The organism is Bacillus badius NBRC 15713 (assembly GCF_001591605.1).
GTDB lineage: Bacteria > Bacillota > Bacilli > Bacillales > Domibacillaceae > Pseudobacillus > Pseudobacillus badius.
The window spans coordinates 1-23441 of record NZ_BCVF01000020.1; the positions used below are offsets into that span (position 1 = coordinate 1).

At 44.4% G+C, this 23441-nt stretch carries 31 protein-coding genes; 12 read left to right on the forward strand and 19 right to left on the reverse strand.

Annotation, left to right across the window (positions count from 1 at the left end; translation table 11 throughout):
* Positions 1–234: 234 nt before the first annotated feature.
* From BBA02S_RS20995 to hemE, 6 genes are all read right to left on the reverse strand, one after another.
* The gene (locus tag BBA02S_RS20995) at positions 235–396 is read right to left on the reverse strand and encodes a hypothetical protein (RefSeq protein ID WP_169799360.1); all 162 of its coding nucleotides are present in this window, start codon (positions 394–396) and stop codon (positions 235–237) included.
* A gap of 23 nt (positions 397–419) precedes the next feature.
* Positions 420–815, reverse strand: coding sequence for a hypothetical protein (locus BBA02S_RS11165; protein WP_052477345.1), 396 nt, complete (start codon positions 813–815; stop codon positions 420–422).
* A complete protein-coding gene (locus tag BBA02S_RS20670; protein ID WP_156136630.1) occupies positions 808–981 on the reverse strand; it encodes a hypothetical protein in 174 nt (57 codons plus the stop codon). The genes BBA02S_RS11165 and BBA02S_RS20670 overlap by 8 nt, the downstream gene beginning before the upstream one ends.
* A 118-nt stretch (positions 982–1099) precedes the next feature.
* Complete coding sequence (gene hemY, locus BBA02S_RS11170; RefSeq protein ID WP_041114058.1) at positions 1100–2506, reverse strand: protoporphyrinogen oxidase; 1407 nt, start codon at positions 2504–2506, stop codon at positions 1100–1102.
* 21 nt (positions 2507–2527) lie between these two features.
* On the reverse strand, positions 2528–3469 hold the full coding sequence (gene hemH, locus BBA02S_RS11175) for a ferrochelatase (RefSeq protein ID WP_041100216.1): 942 nt from the start codon (positions 3467–3469) through the stop codon (positions 2528–2530).
* Positions 3470–3488: 19 nt separating this feature from the next.
* The gene (hemE, locus tag BBA02S_RS11180) at positions 3489–4532 is read right to left on the reverse strand and encodes a uroporphyrinogen decarboxylase (RefSeq protein WP_041099159.1); all 1044 of its coding nucleotides are present in this window, start codon (positions 4530–4532) and stop codon (positions 3489–3491) included.
* A 298-nt stretch (positions 4533–4830) separates the two neighbouring features.
* Here hemE and BBA02S_RS11185 point away from each other — a divergent pair, with 298 nt between their 5' ends.
* Complete coding sequence (locus tag BBA02S_RS11185) at positions 4831–5346, forward strand: antibiotic biosynthesis monooxygenase family protein (RefSeq protein ID WP_041099157.1); 516 nt, start codon at positions 4831–4833, stop codon at positions 5344–5346.
* A gap of 87 nt (positions 5347–5433) precedes the next feature.
* Here BBA02S_RS11185 and BBA02S_RS11190 read toward each other — a convergent pair whose 3' ends face one another.
* Both BBA02S_RS11190 and BBA02S_RS11195 read right to left on the reverse strand, forming a co-directional pair.
* Positions 5434–6654, reverse strand: a complete 1221-nt coding sequence (locus tag BBA02S_RS11190; RefSeq protein ID WP_041114057.1) for an ABC transporter permease — start codon at positions 6652–6654, stop codon at positions 5434–5436.
* Positions 6651–7388, reverse strand: coding sequence for an ABC transporter ATP-binding protein (locus BBA02S_RS11195; RefSeq protein ID WP_041099153.1), 738 nt, complete (start codon positions 7386–7388; stop codon positions 6651–6653). Before BBA02S_RS11195 ends, BBA02S_RS11190 begins: the two co-directional genes overlap by 4 nt.
* Positions 7389–7540: 152 nt before the next feature.
* Between BBA02S_RS11195 and BBA02S_RS11200 the strand changes: the two genes are divergently transcribed.
* Positions 7541–7960 (forward strand): HIT family protein, encoded by a 420-nt coding sequence (locus BBA02S_RS11200; RefSeq protein WP_041099151.1) that lies wholly within the window; start codon positions 7541–7543, stop codon positions 7958–7960.
* Between the two features lie 145 nt (positions 7961–8105).
* Positions 8106–8624: a tryptophan transporter gene (locus BBA02S_RS11205; protein ID WP_041099149.1), complete on the forward strand. Its 519-nt coding sequence runs from the start codon at positions 8106–8108 to the stop codon at positions 8622–8624.
* A gap of 79 nt (positions 8625–8703) precedes the next feature.
* Here BBA02S_RS11205 and yhzF read toward each other — a convergent pair whose 3' ends face one another.
* The gene (gene yhzF / locus BBA02S_RS11210; RefSeq protein ID WP_041099147.1) at positions 8704–8892 is read right to left on the reverse strand and encodes a membrane protein YhzF; all 189 of its coding nucleotides are present in this window, start codon (positions 8890–8892) and stop codon (positions 8704–8706) included.
* A 179-nt stretch (positions 8893–9071) separates the two neighbouring features.
* Between yhzF and BBA02S_RS11215 the strand changes: the two genes are divergently transcribed.
* The 5 genes from BBA02S_RS11215 (at position 9072) to BBA02S_RS11235 (ending at position 12338) form a co-directional block, all read left to right on the forward strand.
* Positions 9072–9431, forward strand: a complete 360-nt coding sequence (locus BBA02S_RS11215) for a YtxH domain-containing protein (protein ID WP_052475229.1) — start codon at positions 9072–9074, stop codon at positions 9429–9431.
* A gap of 151 nt (positions 9432–9582) precedes the next feature.
* Positions 9583–10152, forward strand: a complete 570-nt coding sequence (locus tag BBA02S_RS11220; RefSeq protein ID WP_041099145.1) for an HTH-type transcriptional regulator Hpr — start codon at positions 9583–9585, stop codon at positions 10150–10152.
* 176 nt (positions 10153–10328) lie between these two features.
* Positions 10329–10865, forward strand: coding sequence for a DUF3267 domain-containing protein (locus BBA02S_RS11225; protein WP_041099143.1), 537 nt, complete (start codon positions 10329–10331; stop codon positions 10863–10865).
* 156 nt (positions 10866–11021) lie between these two features.
* Entirely contained in the window at positions 11022–11207 is a 186-nt protein-coding gene (locus tag BBA02S_RS11230; RefSeq protein ID WP_041100212.1) for a hypothetical protein, read from the forward strand.
* A gap of 234 nt (positions 11208–11441) precedes the next feature.
* Positions 11442–12338, forward strand: coding sequence for a peptidylprolyl isomerase (locus BBA02S_RS11235; RefSeq protein ID WP_041099141.1), 897 nt, complete (start codon positions 11442–11444; stop codon positions 12336–12338).
* Positions 12339–12380: 42 nt separating this feature from the next.
* Here BBA02S_RS11235 and BBA02S_RS11240 read toward each other — a convergent pair whose 3' ends face one another.
* From BBA02S_RS11240 to BBA02S_RS11255, 4 genes are all read right to left on the reverse strand, one after another.
* Positions 12381–12554 carry a sporulation YhaL family protein gene (locus BBA02S_RS11240; RefSeq protein ID WP_041099139.1) on the reverse strand — a complete coding sequence of 58 codons (174 nt, stop codon included), beginning with the start codon at positions 12552–12554 and terminating at the stop codon, positions 12381–12383.
* 75 nt (positions 12555–12629) lie between these two features.
* On the reverse strand, positions 12630–13571 hold the full coding sequence (gene yhaM, locus BBA02S_RS11245) for a 3'-5' exoribonuclease YhaM (protein WP_041099136.1): 942 nt from the start codon (positions 13569–13571) through the stop codon (positions 12630–12632).
* 85 nt (positions 13572–13656) lie between these two features.
* Complete coding sequence (locus BBA02S_RS11250; protein ID WP_041114094.1) at positions 13657–14901, reverse strand: ABC transporter permease; 1245 nt, start codon at positions 14899–14901, stop codon at positions 13657–13659.
* The gene (locus tag BBA02S_RS11255) at positions 14894–15790 is read right to left on the reverse strand and encodes an ABC transporter ATP-binding protein (RefSeq protein WP_041114056.1); all 897 of its coding nucleotides are present in this window, start codon (positions 15788–15790) and stop codon (positions 14894–14896) included. The genes BBA02S_RS11250 and BBA02S_RS11255 overlap by 8 nt, the downstream gene beginning before the upstream one ends.
* A gap of 134 nt (positions 15791–15924) precedes the next feature.
* Between BBA02S_RS11255 and BBA02S_RS11260 the strand changes: the two genes are divergently transcribed.
* Positions 15925–16107 (forward strand): YhzD family protein, encoded by a 183-nt coding sequence (locus BBA02S_RS11260; protein WP_041114055.1) that lies wholly within the window; start codon positions 15925–15927, stop codon positions 16105–16107.
* Positions 16108–16199: 92 nt separating this feature from the next.
* On the opposite strand, the gene BBA02S_RS11265 is transcribed toward BBA02S_RS11260, so the two are convergent.
* The 4 genes from BBA02S_RS11265 to BBA02S_RS11280 form a co-directional block, all read right to left on the reverse strand.
* The gene (locus BBA02S_RS11265; RefSeq protein ID WP_370670955.1) at positions 16200–17690 is read right to left on the reverse strand and encodes a coproporphyrinogen III oxidase; all 1491 of its coding nucleotides are present in this window, start codon (positions 17688–17690) and stop codon (positions 16200–16202) included.
* Positions 17691–17795: 105 nt separating this feature from the next.
* Positions 17796–18659 carry an HAD hydrolase family protein gene (locus BBA02S_RS11270; RefSeq protein WP_041114053.1) on the reverse strand — a complete coding sequence of 288 codons (864 nt, stop codon included), beginning with the start codon at positions 18657–18659 and terminating at the stop codon, positions 17796–17798.
* A gap of 166 nt (positions 18660–18825) precedes the next feature.
* Entirely contained in the window at positions 18826–19179 is a 354-nt protein-coding gene (locus BBA02S_RS11275; RefSeq protein ID WP_041099123.1) for a YlbF/YmcA family competence regulator, read from the reverse strand.
* 67 nt (positions 19180–19246) lie between these two features.
* The gene (locus tag BBA02S_RS11280) at positions 19247–20380 is read right to left on the reverse strand and encodes a DUF445 domain-containing protein (RefSeq protein ID WP_041099121.1); all 1134 of its coding nucleotides are present in this window, start codon (positions 20378–20380) and stop codon (positions 19247–19249) included.
* A gap of 130 nt (positions 20381–20510) precedes the next feature.
* Here BBA02S_RS11280 and BBA02S_RS11285 point away from each other — a divergent pair, with 130 nt between their 5' ends.
* Positions 20511–20723 (forward strand): YheE family protein, encoded by a 213-nt coding sequence (locus BBA02S_RS11285; RefSeq protein ID WP_041099119.1) that lies wholly within the window; start codon positions 20511–20513, stop codon positions 20721–20723.
* A gap of 130 nt (positions 20724–20853) precedes the next feature.
* Positions 20854–21057 (forward strand): hypothetical protein, encoded by a 204-nt coding sequence (locus BBA02S_RS11290; protein WP_041099117.1) that lies wholly within the window; start codon positions 20854–20856, stop codon positions 21055–21057.
* A gap of 70 nt (positions 21058–21127) precedes the next feature.
* Here the strand turns inward: BBA02S_RS11290 and BBA02S_RS11295 are convergent, their stop codons facing one another.
* On the reverse strand, positions 21128–21388 hold the full coding sequence (locus tag BBA02S_RS11295) for a metal-sensitive transcriptional regulator (protein WP_041099115.1): 261 nt from the start codon (positions 21386–21388) through the stop codon (positions 21128–21130).
* A 292-nt stretch (positions 21389–21680) separates the two neighbouring features.
* On the opposite strand from BBA02S_RS11295, the gene BBA02S_RS11300 reads away from it, so the two are divergent.
* Positions 21681–21884, forward strand: coding sequence for an alpha/beta-type small acid-soluble spore protein (locus BBA02S_RS11300; RefSeq protein ID WP_041099113.1), 204 nt, complete (start codon positions 21681–21683; stop codon positions 21882–21884).
* Positions 21885–21948: 64 nt separating this feature from the next.
* Here the strand turns inward: BBA02S_RS11300 and fumC are convergent, their stop codons facing one another.
* The gene (fumC, locus tag BBA02S_RS11305) at positions 21949–23322 is read right to left on the reverse strand and encodes a class II fumarate hydratase (RefSeq protein ID WP_041099111.1); all 1374 of its coding nucleotides are present in this window, start codon (positions 23320–23322) and stop codon (positions 21949–21951) included.
* Between the last annotated feature and the right edge of the window lie 119 nt (positions 23323–23441).

A 23441-nucleotide genomic window follows, 5' to 3' on the forward strand; every position in this document is an offset into this window, starting at 1 on the left:
GGCGAGACCCCGCAGGCGCTTGGACGCCGGGGAAGCTCGCCGCCCGCCCCGCGGAAAGCGAAACGCCTGGAATGGAAAGCAACAGGCCTATCCATGAGCAAAACTAAAAAAGACTGCGGACAAACTTCCATTTTCATTGAGTTTGTCTACAGTCCGAAGCCCTATTATAAGCAGTAGGGCTTGCTGCGTGCTCTGTCCATCTATTCAAACGGCACAAACGAAGCTCCCACAGCTTTATCTTTTCAGCTTTTGCTCTTCTGCATATCGATTTCTTTCGCCGCCATCCGCTAATTCTTCCGAAAACTCTGGCTGGTGCTTGCTATGTTCCAACGCGCTTTTTATTTCAGAAGACGCCATATTGTTATTAGGAGCAGCTTGTTCGTTCCATTTCCCCATCTCATCCCATCCTTTCCTTTTATTTATTCAGGCGAGCGGTATTCTGCCTGATAAGAATTTGGGCCGGCATGAACGGACAGCAGCGTATCAGCATAGCCCACAAGACGATTGATGATTTCATCAGAAAGAGCATAAATAAGCGGGTACATGGCCGGTTCTTCCATGCTTGGATCTCTGTAAATAATCGTTGTATGGATAAATATTTCCCGGTTGCCGTAAAGTTCATAATGGATGATCGCCTTTCCTGCCGCGCTGCCTGCTGGTTCTCCTGTAAATCCCGGAAAGAAAAGATACCACTCTTCCGCAGTCGCCGACCGAAAATTTTTCGTGAAGCGCAGGCCGGCAGTTTCCTTATCAATACGCGCCTTCAAAGCCGGATCGATCCCGTCCGCCAGGTTTTCTTTTCGCTCTTTACTCATGCTTCTCTTTCATTTGCAGAAGAGAATGCCCAGAACGGCTTTCTTCCCTCAGCACAGGTTCCAAACCGTAGCCTGTGGAGCTAATCTCCAGCACCTCGTCGTTCGCTTCCTTCTTCAGGTATAAGCTTGGACTTTCCCGATATTGGCTTACGTCGCCTTTTTCCATAGGGAAACCTCCTTTATTGTGTGCTGGTCTTAGTATTCCCCTTCTCACAAGGCCATACGATAAAGTTTATCCTGCAATCAACAAAAGAGACTGTTCCCGAATTTCGGAACAGTCTCTGTCAGTTGTTCGTTTGTATAAATGCTGCGGCTTTTTTTGCCGCTTCCTCGCCCTGCTCGATACAGGCAGGCATCCCCACTCCCCTAAAGGAACTGCCCGCGATAAAAAGACCGGATAAGCTTTTGTCAATGTGTGCTTCGATCTTTTCAATTCTCTGTTTATGGCCGATCGTGTATTGCGGCATCGCGTTTTTCCAGCGGCTCACTACCGTGAATTCCGGCTGTGCCGATAGCTGCAGCGTTCTCTTTAAATCTTCCACCACAATTTGTTCGATTTCAGTATCTGATAAATCAACGATGGCCTCGTCACCCGCCCGGCCGACGTAACAGCGAAGCAGGGCTTTTCCCGCCGGCACTGTGTGCGGCCACTTTTTATGCACGCAGGTGCAAGCTGTAATAGTTACATCACTGTTTCTTGAAACAACAAATCCTGAACCATCCGCATAATGAGGGACGGCTTCTTCAGGAAAAGCCATTGCGATCGTTGCAACCGACATAGCCGGCATTTTCTTGAGTTCATGAAAAAAATCGTATTGCGGCATCATAGCGGGAAAGGTAGTATGCGGTGTTGTCACAATCACACTGTCACACATCATTTTCACGCCGTCATTCAGCGTTAAAAAGAACTTGCCATCCTCCCGTCTGTCAATGCGCTTGACTCGGACGCCTTTTAAAACGGAACCGCCTTCCAGCCTTTTCTCGATGCCTTGCACCAATGTATCGAGACCATCCCTCAGCGTTAGAAAGCCGCCGCTCTCATTGGCCAGCATAGCAGACAACTGTCTTAAACTGAGGATAAGGCTGCGGGGAGGCTTTCCGCCTCTAGTTAATAATTGCGGAAGCGTAGCCGTTAAGCTCAGCCTGTCAATGTCACCGGCATAAATGCCTGATAAAAGCGGCTCAATGAGGTTCTCGACAATCTCATTGCCAAGACGCCGCCTGAAAAAGCCGCCAAGTGAGATATCGCCATCGAAATCTGTCCTAGGCAGGAAAAGGTCCGCTCCGGCTCTTAATTTTCCAGCCACGGAAAAAAGATTGGTCGCAAGAAAAGGAGTCACTTTAGTCGGGACGCCGATCATTGATCCTGCCGGTATCGCATGGAGTTTGCCATTAACGAGTACATACGGACGGCTGGCTTTGCTAGCCACTAATTGATCGCCAAGCCCGGCTTCTCTAGCCAGCCGGCTGACGCTTTCTTTTCTGGCGAGAAAGGAATCCGGCCCCCTCTCAATAATGAAGCCGTCCTTTCTCATCGTTCGGATTTTGCCGCCCAGGCGGGGGGTTGCTTCGATCAACGTCACAGCTAACGGGAGCTGGCTGGCTTTAGCTGCTTTTTGCAAATAGTAGGCTGCTGTCAGCCCTGTAATTCCGCCGCCTACAACAACAACCCTCTTTTTTTCGCCCAGCACAGTTTCATCGCCCTCTTTTTATTAGTTTGTGTGTGTTGCCAAGTGTTTTAAAACCACTTCACCAAGCGCCTCGATAAATTCCGGACGGGCATTTGGCATCGGCGGGCGATAATAGGCCGCACCGATCTCATCAGTGATCACTTTACATTCATAATCATTGTCGTATAAAACTTCCAAATGCTCAGCTACAAATCCAACCGGCACATAAAGAAAGGCGCGATAGCCTTTTTGCTCGAACAAATCGCGTGTTAAGTCTTGTACATCCGGGCCGATCCATGGCTCCGGAGTGTTTCCTGCACTTTGCCAGCCAATTTCGATGTTAGCTACGCCTGATGCTTGGCCAATCAGTTCTGCTGTCTCTTCGAGTTGCCGCGGATAAGGGTCCCCCATTGAAATGATTTTTTCCGGCAAGCTGTGTGCAGAAACAATCATGACAAAATTGGCGCGCTCTTCCGCTGACATGCTGGCAACGGTTTCTTTTATTTTGTTCGCCCAGTAATCGATAAACTTCGGCTCTTGATACCAGCTTTCAATTGAGGTGATCTCTGGTCCGCCAATTTTCTCTGCCTCAGCCTTCGCCCGTCCGTTATAAGACTTCACGCTGAATGTGGAGAAATGAGGGGCGAGCACAATTGAGACCGCTTCTTCGATTCCATCTGCTTTCATTTGCTGGACAGCATCCTCAATAAACGGCTCAATATGCTTTAAGCCGATGTACATTTTAAATTCAATGTCTTCTTGTATACCATTCAAATGCTGTTCAAGCTTTTCCGCCTGCTCTTGTGTAATCGAAGCAAGCGGCGAAATGCCGCCGATTGCTTCATAGCGGGAACGCAAGTCTTCAAGCATTTCCGGCGTCGGCTTTCTGCCCCGGCGAATATGTGTGTAATAACGTTCAATATCTTCTTCTTTGTATGGCGTTCCGTATGCCATGACTAACAAGCCCATTTTTTTCTTTGTCACATTGCTCACCTCTGCTGCATTATTTTCGCTTTTGTGCACTGTATTCATGTACGAAGCTGGTCAAGCGCTTTAATACGTCTGGATTGACCTCAGGAAACACTCCATGCCCTAAATTGAAGATATGGCCTGGCGAAGCAAGGCCTGCATCTAAAATAGCGCGTGTTCTTTCTTCAATCACTTCCCACGGAGCAAGCAGGATCGCCGGATCAAGGTTTCCTTGCACTGTTTTTGTGATGCCCATTGCCCTCGCCTCTTGTACCGGAAGGCGCCAATCAAGACCGACCACATCAAGCGGCAGTTCATGCCATTCTTTCGCCAGGTGGCTTGCCCCTACACCGAACATAATTAATGGAACATCTTCTTCGCGCAGTTCGCTAAAAATACGCTCCATGACCGGCTTAATAAATAAACGGTAATCTGAAACATTTAACGCTCCGACCCATGAATCAAAAATTTGGATAGCTCGGGCCCCCGCTTTTACTTGGGCGCGCACATAAGTCACTGTCATCTCAGCCAGCTTGTCCATCAATGCTTGCCATGCTTTTGGCTCAGCATACATAAAAGCTTTTGTTTTGTTGTAGTTTTTTGAAGGGCCGCCTTCGATCATATAGCTTGCGAGCGTGAATGGCGCGCCGGCAAAGCCGATAAGCGGCACGTCAAGCTGCTCTTCCGTCAGCAGACGAATCGTATCAAGCACATATGGAACATCGCTTTCCGGATCAATTTGGCCGAGCTTTTCGACATCAGCTAAAGAACGAATCGGGTTATCAATCACTGGACCGATTCCTGATTTAATGTCTACATCGACACCGATTGCTGGAAGCGGAGACATAATATCTTTATAAAGAATAGCGGCATCGACATCGTATTGATCGACCGGAAGCTTTGTGACATAAGCACATAATTCAGGCTGATGGGTAATCTCGAAAAGGGAGTATTTCTCTTTTAATTTGCGGTATTCCGGCTGAGAACGGCCCGCTTGGCGCATATACCAAGCCGGTGTATACTCCGTCTTTTCCCCTTTTGCCGCTTTTAAAAATGTTTCATTAATTTTTCGCACCACTGCTGCACATCCACCTTTCATATCTTCAAAAGTTGATCTATCACTTTCTATTCAGTCCATAAACGGAAATAAGCGAACAATCGTATCTATTTATACGTTTACACTATAGTAGTTTTAAGGCAAAAAGTATAGCGTGGACCCCTAAATGTCATAAATTCTCCAAAGAAACGGAGAGCCTGCCTTCAATTAGGAACTTCCTTCCTGTTTTTCTGCTTATTATGAGAGTTTAGAGCACAGCAACTAAGTGTAAAGTAATATATAATATAAGATAGTAATTATCACTAAACGAGGTGAGGACATGAATATTTTCATCACTACAGGTACATACAATTTTATGAAGCAGCTTCAGGAAAAACACGCATCTGAAAACATCATTTTTATGGAAAATGCGGAAGGAGCCACCCTTCTTCATGAAACAAACAGCAAAAAAACGCTGTTTCAATCTCCCCGAAAATACGAGGTCATTGATGCTTCCGGAGAATTAGCGGATCACGGCTTTGTTGTATGCAATAACATTCCTGTAACAGACGAGGGACGGCCGATTTTTGAATACCGCTTTAAAGGACGGGCCCGGGCGATTGAAAATACGCCAGGATTTATAGCGATCCGTGTGCTTCGCCCGCTCACTTCAAATACGTATGTCATCTTGACGCAATGGCAAGACCGGGAGTCATTTACGAATTGGAAAGACTCTAAGGAATTCAAGCAGGCTCATGAAACAAAAAAACCGGAAGCCGGCGTAGATAACCAGCCGCATATTTTCTCAAGCCCTTCCTACGTAACAACTTATATGGTGCCGAGGGAAAATGAATAGTTTCATTTTCAAACAGAAAAAAGACAGCCAAAATCGGGAAGTATCCCGTTTTGGCTGTCTTTTCTTATATTGTCTGCTCTCATTTTTCTAGCGGGCCATTTTGTGGAGGCGGGCCGGCGCATACATTTTAGCAAAAAACAAAGCAAATACTGCGCCAGCTGCTAAAACGATGCCTCCTTGACTTAACGAGTGGCCTGCCCATGCTGCTAAACCGAAGATGACAGCTTGCAGCAAAAGCAGACGGCCGATTAAATCCAGCAGCGAAGCGCTTTTTTGTTCAGGCGCGACCGGATATAAAAAGACCCAAATCTTTGTTTCATGACGGCGAATCATCGGCAGCAGCTGGAACCCCGTCAAGTAAATAAACAATAAAGCGATAATGAGCTGCAGGACGGCTTGCCCGCTGAACCCGATAATAAGAGCCGCCATCACAGTCAAGCGGATGTACAAACCGAAAAATTCGTTCATACGGACAAACGTGCGCCGGAACAAGTAAGTATACGTCCCTGCCGGCTGGAACGGCACTTGGCCCAGAAGCTTGTCCAGCCACTTGCGCCGTTTCACAGTTCCCCGCAAATGAGGCACATCGGTAAATAAATTAGCTAAGCGGTAGAAAGCGGCCATCCGCTTTTCCTCAAGCTCCACAAGTGTTTCCCATTTTAACACCATAGGACGCGCCCTTTTGCCGCAGTATATATAATAGGCTGCCATAGCGGCCGCCACTGCCAGGATGAAAAGAAGCGGGGCACCGGAAAACACAAAATACAGCAGCAAGATATTAACTATCAGCCGAATTCCCCAATCTATATGGCGGCTTTCTTTTTCTTGAACTTTGAGCACATGCCAGCGAACGGTTAAATTCCAAATTTTCATGACGGCGATTAAAATCAGCCAAACGAAAAAAATCTTCATGGAGCCGCCTTTGACCTGTGTATATAGCGGCATAAATAAAGCAAGACCGGCGATTAACAAGTAACTTTGGGAAAGAAAGCTCGCCGTAATCGCTTTGCGAAAGTAAGGAGCCATTTTTTCTTCCAGCGGCAGCAGGAAAACGGTATCTGCCCTCATTAAAAATGTATAAACCGGGCTCCAAGCAAGCAGTGCTCCCAGAAAAACAGCCATGACGAGCGGCGCTGGAAACGTCTCATCCAGTGTTTTGATCCAGCCGCTGTAATAATACAAGGCCGCACCCAGTCCAAAGACAAGAACGAATAGCAAATGATCATTCAGCATATAGCGCAAATACTTGCGCAGCTCGGTATAATAGGCCGTAATCCTCGATTTCCATAACTCTTCTACTTGCTTCATTGCTCTTCTTCCTTTGTCAGTTGAATATAGATATCATCAAGAGACGCACCTGGCATTTGGAATTGTTCGCGAAGTTCTCCGATTGTTCCTTGCGCCCGAACTTCACCGTTATGTAAAATGATGAAGGCGTCACAGTACTTTTCCGCTGTCGCCAATATATGCGTGGACATTAAAATGCCAGCGCCGCCATCACGCATTCTCTTCATCCAATCAAGAAGCGATTGAATGCCGAGCGGGTCAAGACCCACAAAAGGTTCATCGATAATGTACAACGAAGGCTCTGTCAAAAAGGCGCTCATAATCATCACCTTTTGCTTCATGCCTTTAGAAAAGTGAGCCGGAAACCAATTCATTTTCGAATCCAGCCTAAATTCCTTTAGCAATGGGCCGATCCGCCGGCCGAACTCCTCCTCTGTGAGCCCATAGGCCATGGCCGTAAGCTTCATGTGCTCTTCAAGCGTTAGTTCTTCATATAAAATCGGCGTTTCGGGAATATAAGAAAACTGGCGCCGGTACTTCTCAGGACTATCCTGCAAAGCAAGCCCATTGATAGAAATGGTTCCTTTTTTCGGTTCCATCAGCCCGATGATATGCTTAATCGTTGTACTCTTCCCTGCCCCGTTTAAACCAATTAAGCCGACGATGCTTTCCTTATTGACTGAAAAGGATACATCCTTCAGCACCGGTTTGCGGGTATAACCGCCAACTAGCCCTTCTACCGTTAATAAAGACATAAAAAAACGTCCTTTCTCATAATGTCATACGCTTATTTTAACAAAATATCCGCAATATCTCATGGTTCAACCTCATCTTTATACTTGTGTATTTAATAAAAATCGCTTTTATGATAAAATTTTGGCAATTATACATAGGAAGGATGAAAAAAATGAGCGACTGCATTTTTTGTAAAATCGTTAATGGTGAAATCCCCTCTGCCAAAGTATATGAAGACGAGGAAGTATATGCTTTTTTAGACATCAGCCAAGTAACCAAAGGACATACACTGCTTATCCCTAAAAAACATAAGAAAAACGTATTTGAACTTTCTGAAACAGAAGCGGGAAGCTTGTTCCAGCGGGTGCCGTTCATTGCCAAAGCCTTGAAATCGGCTTATAACGCGGAAGGATTAAATATTCTAAACAATAACGGAGAAGCAGCGGGTCAAACAGTCTTTCATTATCACATTCACCTCATTCCGCGCTTTGGACGAGAAGACGGATTCCATCCTGTGTTTAAAACACACGACAATGAATACACGGGAGACGATTTGCAAAAGATTGCTCAAGACATTTCTGCCCGCCTTTAAATAAAAAGACGGAGTCCTTGACAGAATATTCAGCTTCCTCCGCCCTTTGTTGTATGATATACTTATCCTACCTTTTCGCTGGCAACAACGAGTGTATGTCAGGAGAAGCGAGATTGAGACGAGATGAGAAGAGGAGAGATGAGAAATGAATACGAAATCTTTAGTTACCCTGTCACTATTAATAGGGATGGGGGCTGTTTTGCACACGGTGATGCCGGGACTGTTTCTTGGAATGAAACCTGACATGATGCTGACTATGATGTTTTTAGGCATTTTGCTGTTTCCGAACCTAAAGAGCGTCTTGCTTGCCGGGCTGGTCACCGGCGTTATTTCCGGCCTGACCACTTCTTTCCCGGGCGGAATGATTCCCAACATGCTTGATAAGCCGGTCACTGCTGTTGTATTTTATGGCTTGTTTCTTCTATTTGCCCGTTACGGCAAAAATACCGTTGGAGCCGCCGCTTTAACCGCTGTCGGAACGATTGTTTCCGGCGTTGTCTTCCTGGGCTCGGCTCTCGTAACAGTTGGCCTGCCGGGACCATTTGCTGCTTTATTCTTGACGATTGTACTTCCTGCTTCAGCTGTAAATGCCGTTGTAATGGCGATCATTTATCCGATTGTCCAATCTGTGCTGAAGCGCTCGAATCTAGCGGAGCCAGCCTAACTTTTCTACAGCGAAGGAAGCAAGCGTCTGCCAACAGCCTGAGGACTCCTTTGAAAACAAAGGAGTCCTTTTGCTATACTTACCTATATAACAGCAGTACCGCGATGAGTAAAATAAAGCCCCCGGCAATTCCAAGGATACGAGCTTTCTTGATTAACAGAGGTCTCGACATCGAAATGCCCGGCCTCCAGATCGATCGGATGTGATAAATCATGCTGATCAGCAGGATGAAACTCAGCGCAAATAATCCGAAAATGATTCCTTCCATGCTATGCCACTCCTTTAACTAAAATCAACTGTTTGCTTTTTATGGTGTAAGGGAAATATAGCAAAGCGGGGTCTTTCTACATACTATGCATCTTTCGGGCAGCAATGTACCTGTCCCCAGCAAATTAAAGGGATTTTGTTTTTAAAAGAGAATGCTATCATTAATGTGAGGTGAAGAAAGTGGATAAAAAAGCATTATTAATCGGCCTGATTACTGGCACTGCCGCCGGGGCGGCTGTCACTTTGTTCAATGCGCCGATGTCCGGCCAAGAAGCAAGAGCACGGGTGAAAACAGCCCAAGCAAGCTTGAAAAACCACACGCAGACGATTAAAGCGGACATTGGCGAAGTCAAGAAAGCTGTTATCCAGTTAAAGGACGTCAGCAAAGACAATATCCCGGAAGTAGCGGATGGCTTAAAAGTAAGTGCCGGAATATGGAAGGAAAGTACAGAGCCAACCATTCAAAAGCTGCAGCAAGATATCAGCGAAGTGCAAAAAACAGTTGAAGATCTGCAAAAAACACTGCCCGCCCGAAAATAAATGGAGAACCGTCACCGGTTCTCCATTTTTTTCGAAAATTTTGTTAATTTACATCTTTATTATTTTTTACTTTATTGGCATAATAATATTAACAGTCTATATAACTTACTATTAATTAGGAGTGAAAGAATTCGGAAAAGAAGGTGCAAAAATGACAAATCATCAGTACTCATTGAAAGAAGCGCTTATTTTTAGCCAGAGAATGGCCCAATTAAGCAAAGCCCTATGGAAAGCGATCGAAAAGGATTGGCAGCGCTGGATCAAGCCTTATGACTTAAATATTAACGAGCATCATATTCTGTGGATTGCCTATCATTTAAAAGGAGCCTCTATTTCTGATATTGCGAAATTCGGAGTCATGCATGTATCTACCGCTTTTAATTTTTCAAAAAAATTAGAAGAAAGAGGCTATTTAAGATTTTCAAAGAAAGAGACAGACAAACGGAATACTTATGTGGAAATCACTGAAGAAGGCGAGCAGCTGCTGCTTGACTTGATGGAAAACTTTGATCCTGACACAAATTCCGTATTTGCAGGCAGCGCGCCGCTTCGTGAATTGTTTGGCAAGTTCCCCGATATGATGGAAGTGATGTCTATCGTCAAAAATATTTACGGGGAAGACTTCGTTGATATATTCGAGAAGTCCATGCATAATATCGGCGAAGATTTAGATGAGGAAGATGGAAAGTTACGCAAGAAAAAATTTGAGCAACAAGTGTAAGCTCCCCTTCCTTCCAGCGAAAATACCCGGCCCCTCCCTCCTGGATCTTATGCTTGCCTGTTTTGCCTGATAACTTTACTTATTGTTCACAAAAAATAGGTTGATTTTTCTTTATACACAGCGTAAAGTGGTTAGGCAATAGCAAGTTCTTAACGTCAAACGGAGGGATGATTCCGATGAAATGCTGGCGTACATTTGATTTTGAAAAGAGATACGGATCGAACAAGATCTTGATGTATTCTCTTTTGCTGACAACGCTGTTTTTTTCATTCAGCTTTGCCTTCATGCAATCGCTCTTTTCAAAAACATTGTATTCAGGGTATTTTCATGTTTTTCTTCTAGCTTTGCTTGCGGTTTATCCGCTGCACAAGCTTGTGCATCTTTTACCGATTTTGCATTATTGGCGCCAAATAAAATGCCAGTGCAAAATCACTTATTTTTGTATGCCAATTATCTCGATTAACATAAAACAGCCCGTTCCTAAAAAAACATTTATGGCAAGCCTGTTACTGCCTTTTTTCACCATTAATCCAGCCCTGCTTGTTTGCGGAATTATGTTCCCTCACTATATTCATTACTTTACTATGCTGGCTGCTTTTCATACGGGCATGTGCGCCATTGATTTGCTTTACTTTAAAGCCATGGCTGCTTCTCCAAAATATGCGGTCATCGAGGAACACGACCGAGGGTATGAAATTCTTATCCCTCAATAAAACGGCTGATTTTTTAAACTATCAGTTCGTCTATGCAAAGCAGAGAGTCCCTTCTCTGCTTTCAACTATTTCTCTATCTTTTTAACGCAATTTTTGTTATGTTTATTACATGTGAACAAAATATGAACAAAAACAAACAGGGGAGGGGATAAAGTGATCTCCGTTATTATCGTGTTTATTATTTTTTCAGCTTTAATTCTTTATAATATTAACCGTATGACGAATATTCTTTGCGTTCAAAAAGAGATCCCGGAAGAACGCCACCCTAAAATTTTCCGTACTATTAATATCTATATTACGATCTTATTGATCTCGTCTTATGTAGAAATTTTGTTTACATAAAAAGAGCCGCTTGCGAAAGCCGGCTCTTTTTAATTTGCTCAAAAGACGGATGGCTGGGTCCGCCCGCCCTCCTCACTCCTGTTTAATCGATCATGGGAGCCTGCTTTGTCTGTTTATTCAGATTGAATTTTTTGGCTGCTTGATGAAAATATGATATAGTATGTCCTGTACAAAAATTTGAAAAAGCCGTTGCTGCAATGAAGGCCGGCTGATTAATCAGGGAGTTGTTTAGAGATGAAAAAATGGATCCTGTCTGCTTCTTTAGTTGCAGGGGCGGTCGGCCTGGCTGGATGCGGCGCCGGGGACGATGTCGTTGCTACTTCGAAAGCAGGAGATGTGACACAGCAAGAACTGTATGACTCGATGAAGGAGAAATACTCTCCGCAAATGGAACAAGCTCTTCAAGAGGTTATGTACAAAAAGGTACTCTCCGAGAAATATGAAGTATCCGATAAAGAAGTGGATAAAGAGCTGAAAAAAGCCAAGGAACAGCTTGGCCCGCAATATGAAGCGTTTTTGGCCCAGTATAACCTGGATGAGAAAGGCTTTAAAGACTTTTTGAAATTAGAGCTTTTGAGAGAAAAAGCGGCCCTCTCCGATATTAAAGTAACGGATAAGGAAGTCAAAGAGTATTATGATAAATGGCAGCCGCCGATGAAAATCCGCCACATCTTGGTAGAGGATGAAAAGAAAGCAAAAGAAGTAGAAGACAAGCTGGCAAAAGGCGAGAAATTCGACGCATTGGCGAAAGAATATTCATCTGATCCAGGTTCCGCACAAAACGGCGGAGACTTAGGCTGGGTGGACAGCCAAAGCCGCGAGCAATTTGTCCCAGAGTTTTCTAAAGCGCTTGACACATTGAAAAAAGGCGAAATCAGCAAGCCGGTTAAGTCCGACTTAGGTTTCCATATCATTGAAATTACTGATATGAAAGAGAAAAAACCTTTCAAAGATATGAAAGCAGAGTTAACGAAAGAACTAAAACAATCGAAAGCTGATCCGGAAACGATCCAGAAAAAGCTCGATAAAGAGTTGAAGGCTGCTGACGTTAAAGTAAAAGACGAAGATTTAAAAGGAGCTTTCGGAGGCTCGTCTGATTCTGATAAAAAATCCGATAAAGAAGAAAAGTAAGCATAATGAAAGCGTCTGTCTCGCAAGACAGACGCTTTCTGCTTAATTCTTTGCTCTCAGCTCGCGCTCCTTCTCCATTCTTTGTATATAAACTTGTCCTTCTTGCTCAATGAATGCCTCATCCACCTTTTTATCCGCTCTTGATGTTTTAATCGTCATAAATGCACTGAAGAAAATTCCCGCAACAACTGCATAAACCCATAATGGAATGATCATCTTAATCCCCTTCCTTGTCCGCATTTGTAAACAGTGTATTCACCAAAAGAAAAAACATGCCCAAAATTGGACATGTTAAGAAGAAAAATGCGGCTTGTAAAACGAACGGTTATCAAGCGCGAACACCCGCTCGGAAAATTCTCCCGGCTTCGTTCGCTCCAATGCCCGGTCAAGCATATTCATTTTGGCGTCAAGATTATCGATATAATGGAGAATTTCCGCTTCTTTAATCATCGGCGGCTTCGGGCTCCCCCATTCTGCTTTACCGTGATGAGAGAGAACAATATGCTTTAAAATAGTGACCTCTTCCCCTTCTATTCCAAGCTCCTCTGCTGCCTTGCCAATCTCATTGACCATAATGGTAATATGGCCAAGCAAGTTCCCCTCGACCGTATACACTGTAGATACAGGACCGGACAGCTCAATGACCTTGCCGAGATCATGCAAGATTACACCCGCATATAACAGATCACGGTTCAGCGAAGGATAAAGATCTGCAATGGATTTGGCTAATTTCAGCATGCATACCACATGGTAAGCTAGACCTGACACAAACTCGTGGTGATTTTTTGTTGCTGCCGGATATTCTAAAAACTCCGTATGATATTTATTTAATAAAAAGCGGGTAATACGCTGAATATGAGGATTTTGCATTTCAAAAATAAACTGGGTAACCACATCCGCCATATCGGTTTGGCTGAGCGGAGCCGTTTCGATAAATTCACTGATCTGCTTTCCATCTTGCGGACCAGCCGGCCGGATCTGCCGGATTTTCAGCTGCATTCGGCCGCGGTAATTTTGAATTTCTCCCTTTACTTTCACAATGGTCTGCGGCTGGTATTGCTTTTCCGTCTCTTCTTTAGCATCCCAAAGCTTAGCTTCGATGTCACCGCTTTTATCTTGTAAAATCAGCGTTAAATAGGGATTGCCATTTACCGCTACACTTTTTGTTACTGATTTGATTAACAAATAACTTTCCACGCTTTGTCCTGCTTCATAATGGGTAATCCCTTGCAAATTGACTCCCCCTCCTTGGTATTAGTGAGCTAATTATAACATAACAATCTCTGGAATCATTCTTCAAGGCAGACTCGACTGCCAACTAGTTGTCTTTTGACAGCTCGAACGCTTTTTTCATGTCTTTTAATGAATTAGATTTTCCATACATTAAGACGCCCCCTTTATAAATGCGGGCACCAATGATCCCAAACACTATAATGGCAGCAATCAAAACCCCAAAGCCAAGAGCGATTTCCCATGGCGGAATGCTAAGAAGGCTAATGCGGACAAATAAAATCATTGGCGTAAAAAACGGCACATAGGAAGTCACTGTAATAAACGGTGATTCCGGGTTTCCCAAGCCGTACATGGAAATGAAGAAGCCAGCCATGACGAGGAGAGTGAGCGGTGTCATCATTTGCTGAACGTCCTCAAGGCGGCTAACGAGTGAGCCAAGCAAGGCGGCAATCGTAGCATATAAGAAGTAGCCAAGAATAAATAGCAGAATCGCATAAATGATCATCGACCCAGAAGCGGATTGCAATCCGATCGATTGAACGAGAGAACCGTCGGGTTGATTGACCATGGCTATATAAGCGGCAGCAAACCAGATCACTAATTGGGTAAGCCCGAGAAGGCCGATGCCTAAAATTTTCGCAAACATTTGCTTTATCGGGGAGACACTTGAGATTAAAATCTCCATCACTCTCGAAGATTTTTCAATAGCTACCTCAGAAGCGATCATGTTGGCATACATAATAACGGACAAATAAATAAGAAACAGCAAAACATAAACAAGTGCTTGGGCTTGAATCAGTTCTTCCTCTGATTTAGCTCCTTTAGCGAGCGCAATCGTGTCAAACGAAACCGGTGCATTCCACAGTTGAATTTGCTCATCCGTCAGCTGCAGCTTCCCCGCTACTTCCCTTGTTTTTAAAGCTTGCAGAGCTTGACGGATCTCAGAGGAAAGGCTGCTGTTGGCAATGTTCTCCGCCTTATAGGTGGCAGACGGCATTCCTTCGCTGTTTCTTTCTAACAAGAGATAACCTTTATACGCTTCTTTTTCTACATCCTTCTTTAATTGAGCTTCTGTTTGATCGCTTTTGACAACTTTAACATTTGCTCCCGCAGCTGCCAGCTGCTCTTTGAGCGGCTCGTACAGCGCTCCTGTCTGATCCACTACAGCTACTTTTGCCTGTTCATTATCGTCACCAAAATTGGAGAAAATCTGCTCAAAATTGGCTGCGGCAATGATGACGGCAGCCACCAGCAGCGTCGTAATGATGAATGGCTTGGTTTTCAATTTATTAATATACGATTGGGAAAGAATCATCCAAAAGTTATTCATAGGAAGCTCCCGCCTTTTCAATAAAAATGTCATTCAATGAAGGCTCCTCCAGCTCAAACCTCGTCACAAATCCTTTTTCCTGCAAAGCTGCAAAAATGTGCTGGGACGTTTCTTCCTTGGCAACCTGCAGCACCATGCCTTCCGCCGTGTTTTTCGTCCGTAAAACGCCGGGAATCTCCCTTAAAAAATCAAGATTGAAGTCAGCCTGTACCGTGACATTTTTCTTTCCGAACGAACGCTTAATCTCGCGAAGACTGCCATGGACGACTGGACGCCCGCGATGCATCATGCATACATTCTCGCAAAGCTCTTCCACATGTTCCATTCGATGGCTCGAAAATACGATGGTTGTCCCGCTTTCTCTTAACTCAACAACCGCTTCCTTCAACAGCTCTACATTAACAGGGTCCAGGCCGCTGAATGGCTCATCGAGGATCAGCAGCTGCGGTTTATGGACAACCGAAGAAATAAATTGGATTTTTTGCTGGTTTCCTTTCGATAATTCCTCTACCCGCTTCCCCGCATAATCAGGCACATGAAAACGCTCCAGCCAGCGGTCCGTTTCGGCTGCTGCTTCTTTTTTATCCATTCCGCGCAGACGGGCTAAGTAAACAATTTGATCTTTCACTTTCATTTTCGGATATAGCCCTCTTTCTTCAGGCAAATAACCGATCAGCGGGCTCACTTTGTAATTAATAGGCTTCCCGTTCCAGTGGATGGCACCTGCATTTGGCTGTAAAATACCTAATATCATACGAAAGGTGGTTGTTTTTCCCGCACCATTGGCCCCAAGAAAACCAAACAGCTCCCTCTCCGGGATTTGCAAGGATAGGTCGTTGACGGCGGTGAAATCATTAAAACGTTTTGTTACATTTTCCAAAACAAGCATATTTTATCACTCCCCTCTAAAACATACGCCCAAGCAAGCAAAAAGTTCCACAAAATTATTTCGTTATAAAATATTTAGAAAAAATCCAAAATTGTGTACAATGAATAGTGAATCACCTTCAGGGAGGGGAAATAATGGTTTATAAATTAACGGTTTTTAAAAAAAATGGGGAAAAGCTGCTCGATGAATCATTTGAAGCCCGTAACGATGAAGAAGCAAAAGAGCAGGGGCAGCAGTTGCTGCAGCAGCACGACTATGAAGAGTATACTCATCGCTGTACGTCGCCTCTCGGCAAGCTCGTTTTATTCCATGTATAACATAAAAGCGGTTCAGTGCCTTTCTTAAACCGCTTGATTTATCTTCAAAAAAAGAGCCGGCAAATTTTGCGGCTCTTTTTTTCGAAACTGGCTCATGAAAACAACTGGTTCAGCTTGTTAATTTTCTTTTCTGTGTACTCCACAAACCGTTCATTATAGGTTTTTGGATCTTTCGGATTGGCAAAGTGTTCGATTTTGCCAGTTTTACGGTCAATAAACTTGCTGGCCGCCCCGCACCCAATGCCGATGATGGTTTGTACTTCCTCCATGATCATAATGTTGTAAATACTTTCCCGTCCCGGTTTGGAGTATCCTACATTCTCCAGGTTGCCCAGAATATTTTTTTGGCGGTATAAGTAATAGGGAACGTATTCGTGTTCCTTCGTCCATTGCTCGGCCATATTCATCATTTGTTCCACTTCTGTCCGGTCCGCCACCTTATATTTTTCCTTATTTAAGGTCATTTCAGAGGCGCGCTTAAATGACAGTGTGTGAACCGTTAAAGATTCCGGCATCAGCTTTTCTGTTTCCTCAAGAGAATGGGCGAATTCTTCCGTTCCTTCACCCGGAAGGCCAATGATCAAATCCATATTGATGTTGTTCATTCCATGTTCCTTTGCCATGCGGTACTTGCTGATGGTTTCTTCTACGGTATGATGGCGCCCGATCGCTTTCAATGTTTCCTGTGTGTAAGACTGCGGATTTATGCTGATCCGGTCAATGTTCCATTTTCTTAAAACCGCAAGCTTTTCGGGAGTAATGGTATCCGGCCGCCCTGCTTCTACAGTAATTTCCCGAATGCTGTCTACATCAGGAAATACTTTATACATCAGCTCGTACAATTCGTCCATTTCCTCGGCTGTAATGGCTGTCGGCGTCCCGCCGCCGTAATACACAGTTGTAATTTTCACGTCTTTTTCCCGCAGCCACTGTCCGATTTTCTCCATTTCATAATGAAGCCCGCTCAAGAATGAGGATACCCTTCCTTGCTTTCCTTGAATAGCATAGGCTGGAAAGGTGCAATACGCGCATTTCGTCGGACAAAACGGGATGCCGATATAAATGCTGACTTCTTCTTTTACTTCATATAAATCAGGAACCATCGCCAGCTGCCGTTCCAGAATCCGCTCCATTAAATGCACTTTTTCTTCGGTGATCATATAATCTTCTTGAAGCTTTCGGCGCGCTTCTTCAGCCGGCACGCCAGCTTGGTGCTGCTTATGAAGCAACTTGGTGGGCCGCATGCCAGTTAAGATGCCCCATTTTTGCGTGATCTTTGTGTAATCTTGCAATACGTGTAAAAACACATGAGAAACAACGTTCTTCACTTGCTTAAAATGCTCTTTCCCCTCAAGGACCGTAACGGCTTTTCTATAGCTCGCCCGGTATTCTTCGCCAGCCGCCAACAAAACGGCTGAAGCGGCGACTTCCTCCCCCTCATCTACTAATTGGATATCAATTTCAAGTTCGCTGCGGCCATTGTTCTCCAAACAGATATCCGTTTCCTCAAAAAATAAGTTGGCGATCAACTGAAGCGGCCGCACGAAGCGCTCGTCTTCCAATCCTTTTATATAAATTAACACGTTCATTCACCTTTCTTTATTTCCTTCCCTAAGCATACTGAATCGGCAAACCTGCGGTCAAGATCGAATCAACCCGCACATCAAAAAAGCGGCGTTGCCTGCCGCTTAATCCAGTTTATTCACTTCCTCCTCCGCTCCCTTCCTTTGGTGCCGGAGCAGCTCTTTAATCACATAGGCAATGCCGCCATCCTCTTTTGTTCTCGTCACCCAATCCGCTGCCTGTTTTACACTTTCAGGAGCATCCCCCATGACAATTCCGATGCCCGCTTCTCTAATTACTTCTTCATCAGCCTCATCCACGCCGATGACTGCAATTTCCGAACGGCTGATCATCATTCTTTCTGCCAAATATAAAATACTGTTCCATTTGGTTACCTCGAAAGCAGTGATTTCGATTTCATCCGTTCCCTTCTTTAAGAAGGACACTTCACTAAACATATTTTTTAATGCTTGCAGCACTTCTTCCCTTTCTCCCGGCTTAAAGAATTTGACATGAATCGATAAAGGAGAAATCGGATCTTCAAATAAATGATCAGATAATGAATGAACAAAATACTGGGAATATAAGAACTTTTGCGTGCGCTGCCACATGCTTCGCTTCACTAATGTAGCTGGAAGCCGTCCTCTATTGCTGGCAGAAAACTTTTCAGTGGCAAGTGTTACCTGACAATCAAATGATTCCAGAAACTGAACCATTTCATATGTGCATTCTTCATTCACTCGCTGGATATACACCGGTTTATCAAATTCAGAAGCTACATACGCTCCATTGTGGGCAATCAAGCAACTTTCCGGGATCAAGGCTTTCGCCATTTTCTTGACAAGAGGCAATTCTCGGTTAGAGTAAAAACAAACAGTCACGTTTTTTTTGCGTGCATAGCGAATTGCTTCCTTCGTTGACCTCGTGATCCGTGCTTTGTTTTGACCGGCAAACGCATCTATATTAATTGCTAACAAACGGTAAGCCATCTTCTCGTTCCCCCCTCATGTTGTCCTTTTTAGAAATTATGAGAAGAAAACAGGCTTTAGAACAAAGCTTTAAAAAGTCATTACAGTCAATAGGCAGCCTAAAAAATAAGAAATGCCGGATTCTCCCTTTTTACAGGGAAAACCCGGCACTTTACATGCTTAACCGTTATTCTGCCATCGCTCCATACATTTCCTCGAGCGGCTTCATAATAATTTTGTTCACATCTGCAATCACCATGCTCATTCTTTGCTCAGCCTCCATCAATTTAGAAATGAGAGGATGCTGCTGAACAAGAGCCATTGTTTTTTGCGCCTGCTGCACTTCTTCTTCCGTGATCTCCTGCCCGGTCATTTGTTTTTCCTGCAATCGCATCTGTACATTTCGAAAGTTCTCGAAAATTCCCCTTGCTTCCTCGCTAGCCTCTACATCTGCATACAGCTGTTTTAACGCGAGATACTCTTGGCTTTGGCGCAGACCTTTTTCCATTTCATACGCCAGATCATATAAATTGGCTGCCATGTTCTTCCTCCTTCATTGTAAGCATGACTTCACTTTAACAAACTATGCGCAAGTTCGCGAGACTTTCCTAGAATAAACGGATGATAAGTCCTTGAATCAAGCCAATCGCTCCACCGAGCACGCCTCCAAGAAGCGTGATCATCTTCAGCTCCCGGCGGGCAATATCCAACACGATTTGTTCCAAGCGTGCGAGAGAAAAAGTTTCCACCTGTTCGCGGACAATGTCCCCAATCCGCAATTTCTGCATAATGGCCGGCAAGCGGCTTGCCACTACAGAGCCCGCTCTTTCCACTAGCAGCGGAATAATTTCATTGATAATCTTCTCTTCAAACGGCTGTAAAAAGACAGACACAGGCTTTTGGAATAAAGAAGCCAGATCAAGCTGACGCAGAATGAAGCTTTTTCCTTTAGTCAGCGCTTTTTCATCAGAGAATTTCTGCAGAACATCTTCCCACTTCCAATCAAGCAGCTTATCCCACTCTTTTTGCAAGAGCGTGTTCAGCAAATCCTTTGTGCCCGGACTGCTTAAGAACTTGATAATTTCCGGCTGAATTTTATCCTCCAGTGAGGTATTGCCCAAAATCATTTGCACCATGCTGCCAAGCTTGCCCCATTCAGCAAGAAAGTCATCTGTCATTCTTTTGACCCGTGTTTTTCCTTCCAAGCCGGAGAAATAATCTATACCTTTTGTCAGGATATAACGGGAGACATCAGGAACTTTTTCCTCCATCGTATCAAGCCATTGCGCAGGCAGCGATTCCCTAATCGTCTGATCAAGGTAGAAGCTTTTGATTTTGTGATATTTATTGTCGATCCAGCTCTCAACCCAGCGCTCTGTTTGTTGCTCAGCCTCTTTAAAATGCAGCTTGTCCAACAGCTCGGCTAACGTCTGATCGGCAGCAAGCAGCGGTTTTGCCTCTTTCTGCAACATCACGGTTACATCCCGGCGAAAGTCTGGTTCATTCAGCTTGCGTTCAATGCTTTCCGGCGTCAGCAAATGCTCTTCCACTGTTCTGCCAATTTGCCGAGCCAGCTCGCCCCTTCGTTTCGGAATCAAGCCGGGCGTAAATGGAAGCTTCCATTTGCCAATATATTTCGGCTCATACGGGCGAAAAAGCATCCGGATGGCAATCGCATTTGTGACCGCCCCAATGGCTGCACCGATGAAAACCATAAAAATAAGCAACGTTACTATATTCATCTGCATCATTCACCTGCCATTTATTCATCACCAGCGATGCCGGCTCTTTCATTATAAGTGGAATTGGCGAAAGTTAGCAAATATTGTCGCGTTTGACAGGGTAGGGTATGATGAATGAGAGGTGAAGACGATGTTGCTGCATTTTCAATACAAACCGCTTTATCAAGGAGAGCAGCTCCCCGGATGGGCCTTTTCTTTTTATTATAAAAAAAGACGAATGTCCGGAAACTACCTGCCCGATGGAACGATCGAATGGCTGTCAAACCAACCGTCAGAGACTGAACGCCAGCCGCTCGAACAGCAAATCCACAGCTTAATGCTTTATCATGTCTATGACCGTTAATCAAAATGGCTGGAATAGCTTTTTTCATTTGCGTCCATATTATAAATAGGCTTCGCTAACAGCTTTCGGCTTATTCACACGCCCAAGAAACTGTTAACGAAGCCTTTATAATAAAGGGGGGCGTTAAGCAATGGATCCAAAAAACAAAGACCTTTCCTTTTTGCCCGACACACAATTTGAAGGAAAAGACCAAGCTTACTTAGACATTGATCGAATGATTAATGAAGGACTCTCCGGGGGCTCCGTTCATACAAGAGACGAGTCGCTCACCGCCAACATTGAAGAAACAACGCCTTTTCTAGAAGAGGCGCCGCCAAACTCAGAGATACAATAAACAAAGCTGTCCTTTTCGTGCCGGACATCTATCGTCATGCGATTAGAAGGTCTGGCACGTTAAGAACAGCTTATCTGCTTTTAACAATCATATTCACAGCTTCTTGGATAGCTTCCTCTGCATTTTGCCCCTTTTCATTGGCTTCTCTGATACAGCTCTCCAAATTTTTGGCTACAATTAATCCAATTGATCGATCCACAGCCGAACGGATAGCTGACAATTGAGTCACTACTTCTTTGCAATGCTTGTCATCTTCCATCATTTTAATAACACCTCTTATTTGCCCCTCGATCCGATTCAGCCGGTTTTTTACATCGCGGTTGTATTCCATAACTCCGTCACCTCTTATTCCTAGAATAGATCATCCACTTCATTGTCGATATGTATCATCAGTATAGCATAATGCTTTAAAAAACACCTTTTAAACGTCAAATGAACAGGAATAAATTGCCAAGCGATATTTTTGAATAAACTTTTTGAATCCAAACATACTAGTAGTACAAACAGCAACACTTCAAAGCGGTGGACCTAACCAGATAGTCTGGACGCAGTCAATGCGTGCTGGTGCAATTCCAGAGGGTCCAGCCAAAAAAAAAAAAACACACAACAGGAGATGACAAAACATGGCAAACAACAACAACAACAACCAACTTTTAGTTGAAGGTGCTCAACAAGCTATCGACCAAATGAAGTACGAAATCGCTTCTGAATTCGGCGTACAACTTGGTGCAGATTCAACATCTCGTTCTAACGGTTCTGTAGGTGGAGAAATCACTAAGCGTCTTGTAGCAATGGCTCAACAACAAATGAGCGGTTTCCAACGCTAATTTAGCTTTACAATTTCATACAAATGGCTTGAGCCCCTGAATATTCAGGGGCTCTATTGCTGATTTAGAGATTAACCATCTTAGAAGGATCAATCCATTCATCATATTGCTTTGCCGTCAGATAACCAGTTTGAACGGCGGCTTCCTTCAATGTTAATCCTTCTTTATGAGCCAGCTTGGCAATTTCGGCTGCTTTTTCATAACCAATGTGCGGGTTAAGAGCTGTAACAAGCATCAGCGAGCGTTCCATTAGCTGCTGGATCACTTCTTTATTCGCTTCAAGTCCAGCTGCACATCTTTTGTCAAATGACTGAATCCCTTCAGCCAAAAGGCGGATAGACTGAAGCACATTATAGATGATTACCGGCTTGAAAACATTTAATTCAAAGTTCCCTTGGCTTGCAGCAAAGCCGACCGTTGCATCGTTTCCGAATATTTGAGCCGCCACCATTGTCATCGCCTCACTTTGCGTCGGGTTTACTTTTCCTGGCATAATTGAACTGCCCGGCTCATTTGCAGGAATGGTAAGTTCCCCGATGCCGCTGCGCGGACCGCTCGCCAGCCAGCGTATATCATTCGCTATTTTCATCATATCAGCCGCGAGGGCTTTCAGCGCTCCATGAAAATAAACAAGCTCATCATGGCTCGTTAGCGCATGAAACTTATTTGGGGACGATTCAAATCGATACCCTGTTTGCTTTTCCAGCTGTTCAGCTACCTTATGGCCGAATGACGGATCCGCGTTAATACCGGTGCCTACGGCAGTGCCGCCAATAGCTAAGCGAAGCAAATACTGCTGTGCCTGTTCCAGCATCTCCATGCTCCGGTCAATCATCGCTCGCCATCCGGAAATTTCTTGTCCGAGAGTTAGCGGTGTAGCATCCTGCAAGTGGGTGCGGCCAATTTTAATTACATGCATGTATTCCTTTTCCTTCTGCTCAAGCGTTTTCTTAAACTGGACAAGAGCCGGTTTCAAACGCTGCGCTGCCTCGTGATAGGCAGCGATATGCATAGCGGTTGGAAAAGTATCATTGGAACTTTGTGACATATTGACATCGTCATTTGGATGAATGAGCTTCTCTTTGCCAGCAATTTCACTTCCTCTTCTGGCCACGACTTCATTCACATTCATATTAGACTGGGTGCCGCTTCCTGTCTGCCAGACCACGAGCGGAAAATGGCCATCCCACTTTCCTTGAATTATTTCGTCGCACGCCTGAACAATTGCTTGTTTTTTTTCAGCAGGCAACTTGCCGAGCTGTTCATTGGCCATGGCTGCCGCTTTTTTTAACTGAGCAAATGCATGAATCACCTCGATAGGCATTTTTTCTGTTCCTATCGGAAAGTTCTCTTTGCTTCGCTGCGTCTGTGCCCCCCAATATTTATCTGCCGGCACTTTCATTTCTCCCAACGTATCTCGTTCTATTCTAAATTCCATTTTAATTCCTCCTCATCTCATGTTCCTGTATCACTTTTCCCTGTTTATATGTAAATCATTCCTTTCAATTTCCATAAACAAGTGAAAATACAAGCAAAAGACTGCGTTTATCCGCAGCC

Coding starts and splice junctions, on each gene's coding strand:
- BBA02S_RS11270 (WP_041114053.1), bottom strand. CDS start 18,659: ATGGCTTACCGTTTGTTAGCAATTAATATAGATGCGTTTGCCGGTCAA.
- BBA02S_RS20670 (WP_156136630.1), bottom strand. CDS start 981: ATGGAAAAAGGCGACGTAAGCCAATATCGGGAAAGTCCAAGCTTATAC.
- BBA02S_RS11295 (WP_041099115.1), bottom strand. CDS start 21,388: ATGGAATACAACCGCGATGTAAAAAACCGGCTGAATCGGATCGAGGGG.
- BBA02S_RS11165 (WP_052477345.1), bottom strand. CDS start 815: ATGAGTAAAGAGCGAAAAGAAAACCTGGCGGACGGGATCGATCCGGCT.
- BBA02S_RS11285 (WP_041099119.1), top strand. CDS start 20,511: ATGTTGCTGCATTTTCAATACAAACCGCTTTATCAAGGAGAGCAGCTC.
- BBA02S_RS11290 (WP_041099117.1), top strand. CDS start 20,854: ATGGATCCAAAAAACAAAGACCTTTCCTTTTTGCCCGACACACAATTT.
- BBA02S_RS11200 (WP_041099151.1), top strand. CDS start 7,541: ATGAGCGACTGCATTTTTTGTAAAATCGTTAATGGTGAAATCCCCTCT.
- BBA02S_RS11225 (WP_041099143.1), top strand. CDS start 10,329: ATGAAATGCTGGCGTACATTTGATTTTGAAAAGAGATACGGATCGAAC.
- BBA02S_RS11220 (WP_041099145.1), top strand. CDS start 9,583: ATGACAAATCATCAGTACTCATTGAAAGAAGCGCTTATTTTTAGCCAG.
- BBA02S_RS11280 (WP_041099121.1), bottom strand. CDS start 20,380: ATGAATATAGTAACGTTGCTTATTTTTATGGTTTTCATCGGTGCAGCC.
- BBA02S_RS11185 (WP_041099157.1), top strand. CDS start 4,831: ATGAATATTTTCATCACTACAGGTACATACAATTTTATGAAGCAGCTT.
- BBA02S_RS11195 (WP_041099153.1), bottom strand. CDS start 7,388: ATGTCTTTATTAACGGTAGAAGGGCTAGTTGGCGGTTATACCCGCAAA.
- BBA02S_RS11240 (WP_041099139.1), bottom strand. CDS start 12,554: ATGATCATTCCATTATGGGTTTATGCAGTTGTTGCGGGAATTTTCTTC.
- yhzF (WP_041099147.1), bottom strand. CDS start 8,892: ATGGAAGGAATCATTTTCGGATTATTTGCGCTGAGTTTCATCCTGCTG.
- BBA02S_RS11255 (WP_041114056.1), bottom strand. CDS start 15,790: ATGCTTGTTTTGGAAAATGTAACAAAACGTTTTAATGATTTCACCGCC.
- BBA02S_RS20995 (WP_169799360.1), bottom strand. CDS start 396: ATGGGGAAATGGAACGAACAAGCTGCTCCTAATAACAATATGGCGTCT.
- BBA02S_RS11250 (WP_041114094.1), bottom strand. CDS start 14,901: ATGAATAACTTTTGGATGATTCTTTCCCAATCGTATATTAATAAATTG.
- BBA02S_RS11300 (WP_041099113.1), top strand. CDS start 21,681: ATGGCAAACAACAACAACAACAACCAACTTTTAGTTGAAGGTGCTCAA.
- BBA02S_RS11235 (WP_041099141.1), top strand. CDS start 11,442: ATGAAAAAATGGATCCTGTCTGCTTCTTTAGTTGCAGGGGCGGTCGGC.
- BBA02S_RS11275 (WP_041099123.1), bottom strand. CDS start 19,179: ATGGCAGCCAATTTATATGATCTGGCGTATGAAATGGAAAAAGGTCTG.
- BBA02S_RS11205 (WP_041099149.1), top strand. CDS start 8,106: ATGAATACGAAATCTTTAGTTACCCTGTCACTATTAATAGGGATGGGG.
- BBA02S_RS11190 (WP_041114057.1), bottom strand. CDS start 6,654: ATGAAGCAAGTAGAAGAGTTATGGAAATCGAGGATTACGGCCTATTAT.
- fumC (WP_041099111.1), bottom strand. CDS start 23,322: ATGGAATTTAGAATAGAACGAGATACGTTGGGAGAAATGAAAGTGCCG.
- BBA02S_RS11260 (WP_041114055.1), top strand. CDS start 15,925: ATGGTTTATAAATTAACGGTTTTTAAAAAAAATGGGGAAAAGCTGCTC.